Origin of the sequence: Phaeodactylibacter sp., assembly GCF_040219495.1 — a bacterium.
GTDB lineage: Bacteria > Bacteroidota > Bacteroidia > Chitinophagales > Saprospiraceae > Phaeodactylibacter.
This window is the reverse complement of sequence record NZ_JAVJSK010000079.1, coordinates 299,281-305,547: the sequence shown is the minus strand read 5'-3', so window position 1 is coordinate 305,547 and position 6,267 is coordinate 299,281. Positions and strand designations below refer to the sequence as shown.

General features: G+C 52.0%; 4 protein-coding genes. 2 read left to right on the top strand and 2 right to left on the bottom strand.

Annotated elements, in window-relative coordinates; all coding sequences use genetic code 11:
• Positions 1 to 177: T9SS type B sorting domain-containing protein (locus RIC19_RS12435; protein WP_350178648.1), on the top strand; the 177-nt coding region annotated here is incomplete at its 5' end.
• Between the two features lie 81 nt (positions 178 to 258).
• On the opposite strand, the gene RIC19_RS12430 is transcribed toward RIC19_RS12435, so the two are convergent.
• Positions 259 to 1,356 carry a C1 family peptidase gene (locus RIC19_RS12430; RefSeq protein ID WP_350178645.1) on the bottom strand — a complete coding sequence of 366 codons (1,098 nt, stop codon included), beginning with the start codon at positions 1,354 to 1,356 and terminating at the stop codon, positions 259 to 261.
• Positions 1,357 to 1,605: 249 nt separating this feature from the next.
• On the bottom strand, positions 1,606 to 5,475 hold the full coding sequence (locus RIC19_RS12425; protein WP_350178644.1) for a PKD domain-containing protein: 3,870 nt from the start codon (positions 5,473 to 5,475) through the stop codon (positions 1,606 to 1,608).
• A gap of 173 nt (positions 5,476 to 5,648) precedes the next feature.
• Between RIC19_RS12425 and RIC19_RS12420 the strand changes: the two genes are divergently transcribed.
• On the top strand, positions 5,649 to 6,197 hold the full coding sequence (locus tag RIC19_RS12420) for an RNA polymerase sigma factor (RefSeq protein ID WP_350178643.1): 549 nt from the start codon (positions 5,649 to 5,651) through the stop codon (positions 6,195 to 6,197).
• Positions 6,198 to 6,267 lie beyond the last annotated feature (70 nt).

The following is a 6,267-nucleotide window of genomic DNA, read 5'->3' as shown; positions in this document are numbered from 1 at the left end:
GTTTACAACCGCTGGGGCCAACTCGTTTACGACAACGAAACCCCCGATACTGGCTGGGATGGCAATGCCAATGACAAGGAACAACCCACCGAGGTGTACTTCTACCTCATCCGGATTGCGCGGCCCAATGGCTTCGAGCTTGGCGTCTTCCAGGGGGATGTGACGCTGGTCCGGTAGCGGTTTATACGTTCAATCAAAAAGAAAGGCCCGGCTGCATGCAGCCGGGCCTTTCTTTTAACTGAACTTAGCGATGAGCGATTACAGGTTAAGCTTCTTAGCGATGTCAGTTGGAATGGCACCTTTATGCACCATCACGCCCACGGTCTTCATCCTAAAGTAAGGTGCAGACATATAGAGGAACCCCTCGTAAGCACTCACTTCCCCCCAACTGTTTTTCGTGATGTAGTAGCGCTGCCCGTTCTGATCTTTGGCGAGTCCGGTCAGGTGCATGAGGTGGTCATCCGTAGTGGAAAAGTTCTCAAAGGCGGCCTGACGGTTTTCCTGCGTAACCTTTACCTCGTCCACGGGGCTTTCGAATTTATCCTCATCATTGGGGCGCTCAGGTAGAATAGCGACCCCCTCTCCCGCACTGAAGCCTTTTTCGCTCACATCGCCGTCCCAGGCTACCGTAAACCCATTGTTCAGGGCATAGTCTGTAATAGCCTGCAGCTCATCAAGCGGCACATTGAAGTAAGTGCCATTTGAATAGTTATCCGGGATTTCCAAGATAAAAGTTTCGTAGAAGGGATGATGAGTGAAGGAAGTCAGTGTGACATAATCGTCCGGATTAACTGGAAGGCTTTCCCGGAAAGATTCAGGTGTGTACGTTTTGCCCTGATAAGTGAACGTTTCCGGAACCGCTCCCAGGTAGTGGTCTATGATGGCTTCAAAAGCACCGGCCCACTTTTCGCTCGGGCGCTTACTTTCCAATACGCCATCCAGAAAACCCTTAAGCGCGGCTTCCATTTCGCCATGATCGTGGTAGCGGTCTCCTTCTGTCAGCCCCGAATAGACCGACTCCGGAACAGCCCCTGCCATTTTAAGGGCACGCATAACATCGTGGTTGAGGCTGCCCTGACTGAAGTTGGCGTTGCCCTGCCGAAGTACATAGTTGCGGGCTTTGTCCTTGTAAATATTCCGGACCATATACATTTCAGAAAGGTCATAATTTCCTTTCCCAAGGCGCATCAGCTCGGCTTCAAGGAAAGAAATCGTGGAGAAGCTCCAACAAGTACCGGTACGCTGCTGGTTTTTTACAGCTGTGCACTCCATTTCCTTGTTCGTGGTAAACTTGTACTGTCCGAATAGCGGAAGGGCCATCGTAATGAGGGCTATCCCTAAAATCCATTGCTTCATACTACTGCTCTGTTTTGTTTTGGCCTTGAAAGCATTAGAGCGTGTTGGGGCTTTAGTAACCGGCTTGTCCCGGTTAACCAGGACACTTTTTTACTTATACTTCGTTCCGAAAATCCTTCCCGCAAACTGCGGGACGGGCTATCTAACTCAGGCTAAACTCCGGTTTTCGTGCCTCGTCTAACCAAAAAATGGTTAGTTTTCGACTAGAAGACAAAAGTCCCAAAACGCTCTTAGTGGCCAGTGAAAAAATTATCGCAATAAAGTTATATTTCCTTTTTCCTGGTAGGTTTCCTGATTGAAACAGCGCACTTCCAGGTAATACCCATAAACATCAGGAGGCAGCTGCCGGTTGCGAAACGTACCGTCCCAGCCATCGTGTTGCGGATCATTAGTTTCATATACCTTTTCCCCCCAGCGGTCATAGATCGCAAAGTATAGTTCATCTATGGTGCTGCCCCTCACCTGCAGGCGGTCGTTCAGCCCGTCCCCATCCGGCGTGAAGGCATTGGGTACAAAAATATAGGGTGGAAGGCATTCTGAAAGCAGCACAATCTGTACCAAACCTTCATTCGAACAGCCGTTCTCATCCGTAACCCGGACCGTAAAAGTACGCGTCGTATCGACAAAAACCTGCGGATTAAATATACCGGAGCTGCTCAGCCCGCCCGGTGGTGACCACACGTAGCTATAGCCGGGATCTTGCGTGGCTTGTAATTGAACCAGTTGTGGCTCAAACAGGGTGTCCGGTGTAGCCGAAACAGACAGGGGTGGAATTGTAGAAGCAATCGCCACATCAATGGATAAGGTCTTCACACACCCTAGTTCATTGGTCACAAACACCTCGTAATTACCGGAAACGCCGGCATCGACCTGCACTTGAGCAGTCCCCTGCCCGCTTAGCACTCCCGCATCAGGGGTCCAGTCGTAGAACAGGTTTTGACCGGCAGCAAGCGCTATAACTTCCAGCGTCGCGGTGTCGCCCTCGCATACGCCCACCGAGACGTCCGTAAAGACCAGGATATTACTGCCTTCTACCTGTACGCTGTCTGTCACTGAGCAGCCCAGGCTATCTTTGATGGCTACATAAAAGGTTCTTAAGCCGGAGGGATTGACCGTTAGCGTGGGGGCAGTGCCGAGGGCAACGCTGAAGTCTGCCTCATCCGACCAAGTATAACTCCCTGCTTGTTCGCTGAAAGCGCTCAGGGTTACGCTCTCTTCACAGATCAGGGTGTCGTTGCTCAGCGTGTACTCAATTGGCGGTGCGACCACTACAGCGACCTGCCGCTGAAATACGCAGTTGCCTGCCGATTCTTCCAGTAATACCGTGTACGTCTGGCTACTGTCCAGGGTAGCAACAGGACTAATGGCTCCTGCATCGTCAAGTCCGGTATCGGGGGACCAAGTGTAGGTGTAGCCGTTCAGGGGGTTCGGGTTGAGCGATAAGGAAGCCCCCGGGCAGGCAGCTAAAGTATCGGGCAAAAGAGGGTCAGGAATGGTAACTTCAATGGGCTGCGCCACTTCGTCTACACAGCCATCGCTAGACGTAATCTCCAGGGTGACGGTATAAGTACCGGATTGCGTAATGACCACTTCGGGCATGGCTCCACTGCCTGTGGCCCCGTTACCAAAATTCCAGGACCAGTCCACTATTTCACTTTGTGTATTGACTGAGGTGTCAGTTAGTTGCAGGGTGATGGAGTCTGTACAGGCACTGATTTCATAAGAAAAGCCCGGCTGTATCTGAGGCTCTCCCACTTCGACGGCCTGTATCAGGGTATCCTGACAGTCCGCAAAGTTGTCCAGTACAACCATGACCTCATATACCCCGGGGCCGGGGTAGGTATACGTTACGGCACTCCCCTGCCCTGATGCCCCCGGGTTGTCAGGGTCTCCAAAATACCAATCATAGAAAGGTGCATTGATACTGCTGCTGCTGAACTCCACAGTATAACCACTGCACTGCTGAACCGTCTGAAAGCTTTCCTGAGGCAGGGTATCAATTAAAATCAGGTTGACGCTATCGAGCAGGGTACACCCGTGCTGATTTTCCATAGCGACTGTAAGCCAGTAAGCGCCTGCAACCTGAGGGGCGATAAATACGGTGGAATTGTCGTTGCCAAAAACGATTAGGCTATCTGGTGCCCACAGATAGGACAGCGTATCCAACGGGTCCTGATTAATGACCACTGCTGCACCGAGCGCACCCGGGCATATCCCGCCCTGACTTGTCGTTATCGCGTCAACAGCATTTCCGGTAACGGCAACTGAATCAACGGCGGTGCACCCCAGAGAATCTCTGACCAATACATAATAGGAAGCCGCCCCCATCGGGCTCACCCCGAGTACTGGCCCCGATCCCAGGGGTTCAGTCAGCCCTGAATCCGCATACCAGGAATAAGAAACGGCGTAGGGGTCACTGACTTCCAGATTGATAGTGGGTACACAAATGATGGTGTCCGGGGACAGGACAGGGGCCAGGGGCGGTGCCACGACAACCAATACTTCCGTTTCCAGGCTGCAGTTCCCTTCTAAATCAGAAACGGTAACAGCGTAGGTGGTCGTGGAGGAAGGCTGTACGACCGGATTAGCAACAGAGGGGTCTTCGATGTCCGGGTAACTGCCCCAGGTATAGGTGTAGGCGGTATTGAACCCGGGGTTCAACTCAATGGCCTCACCCGGACAAATATTGAACGCTGCAGCAGTAAGGGCATCCGTCAATAGCTCCACCTCAACAGTTTGGCTAAGGGTATCGGTACAGCCTTCTGTTGAAGTCAGGGTGAGGGCAACGGTATACGTCCCGGCTTCTTCCACTGTGAAAACGGGCGAAGGGTCATTGCTTATCAAATCGCCCGGACTGACCACCCATTCCCAGGATTCAATAGCGTGCAGGGTGTCCTGACTGTTGTCCAAAACTTGCAGTGCTGCTACATCGCTACAGCCATCAATGGATAGCTCAAAGTCGGGTAGCAGAGAGTTGGGCTGCAAATTGATTTCCTGAAAAGCCGAATCTTCACATACTTCGCCGGGGGCAACGATGAGCAAAACTGTATACTGCCCGGTATCCGAAAAGGTATACACGGGGTCCGTCATAGTGGATGATGCGCCCGGATTACCAGGGTCATTAAACTGCCAGAGGTAATTCGCGGCCCCGTCGCTTTGATTGTCGAAATTGACCGTCAGGCTGCCGCATTGCACTTCGGGCGCGGCAAAAGCGGCATTGGCTTCTCCGCAGAGCCCAATATTGTACTGAAAATCACGGCGGGTGGTGGAAATCAGAATGCCGTCCCGATACTCTTCCACGCAAATGCCTACTACAAACTGCCCCTGCGTAACCGGAAAACCGGTAAGCAGGCCGGTCTGTGGATTAATCTGAAGTGGTGCCCCACCCGTTGACCCATTCAGCATATTGTCCACACTATAAGGCGGGTCGACCCACTGAATCTCATCGTAGGGTGGGTTGTTGGGCGGCTGAGGCTGCGGGATATCCGGTGTGGCCCCCGTCAGAGGCGTACAGAGGCGGTACACAATAGAGTCTCCATCCTGGTCAATAGCAGACTGATCAAAAACAATAGGCTCATTGACGCAAATATAGATAGGTGGCCACTCCTTGAATTTAGGGTTGCTGTTGCAGGCTTCCAGTGCTGCTTCAGAAATCGTCACGCCGTAAGTCGCCCCCGTATCCAGCGGGTCTACGATGTTGACGATGGTTTCATTGCGGCAGCAGCGCTGATACGCCAGTTGATACCCACCCGGTATAGGCGGCAAAGTGACGATGGTGCGGTAGGTAGTCGTATGCACGCAAACATCAGGCGGCACCACGAGGCATTCGCTGGTGAGAACCGGGTTGAGGGTATCATTATTCATCAGCGGCAGGAGGATTTCCTCCAGTAATTCATTATCCTCATTGAAAACACCGATGGAAGCCGGGTTGTCAAACCAGGCATTGGGGTTGCCATTGAAACAGTCCCGGAAAATCGTCAGGGTAATTTCGTATTCGTCATTCCCGAGGCAGGTGTAATTCATCTCCCCACCCACAATATGTGTTGCTCTTAGGGAGCCGGGCAGGCACAGCAGTAAAAGCAGAAATAATACACCAACACGAAGCACCGGGTTCCACATAATTGCAAGGACTGGTTTAGGCGCAAAAAGATAAGGCAGAATTCCCGTCCGTCGAAGAGAAACCCGGCAAATTGAAAGCTATTGTCGGAAAATTGGCCCCGCTATGCACCAAAAGGCGTATATTTTGCATCTGCCCTGATGTGATGAAAGTTGTGAATCGAAAATACCAATTTGTGACGGAGGAAGACTTGATCGAAGCCTGCCTGCAAGACGACCGGCGCGCGCAGAAAGTCCTATACGACCGGTACGCGCCGGTGATGCACGGTGTCTGCAAGCGGTATGTCAAGTCGCAACAGGATGCAGAAGACGTGCTGGTGGAAGCTTTTTTCAAAGTGCTGACCAACCTGCACCAATACAAAGGTAGTGGTAGCTTTGAAGGCTGGATCCGGCGCATTGTGGTGAATGAGTCGCTCATGTTTTTGCGCAAGCGCCACAATTTCCGTCTTACCGTGGAAATCAATGAAGTCGACCGGCCCACCTCAACTAATGTGGTCAACCGGATGGCAGCAGAAGATATTCTGGGGCTGCTGAGCAAACTGCCTACAGGCTACCGCACGGTTTTCAACTTGTACGTATTGGAAGGCTACAAACACCGGGAAATTGCCGATATGCTCGGCATCAGCATCAACACCTCAAAATCGCAGCTGATCCTTGCTAAAAAGAAAATGCAGGATCTGCTTGAGGACTTTGGCTACCCGGGGCTTCAACAATTCAACAAATGAGCACCACTCCCTTTAGACTCAAAATTCCGGCTTACAGGAGCAGAGCGAAGGCTTGTGGGGGCAACTTCCG

Coding starts and splice junctions, on each gene's coding strand:
- RIC19_RS12425 (WP_350178644.1), bottom strand. CDS start 5,475: ATGTGGAACCCGGTGCTTCGTGTTGGTGTATTATTTCTGCTTTTACTG.
- RIC19_RS12430 (WP_350178645.1), bottom strand. CDS start 1,356: ATGAAGCAATGGATTTTAGGGATAGCCCTCATTACGATGGCCCTTCCG.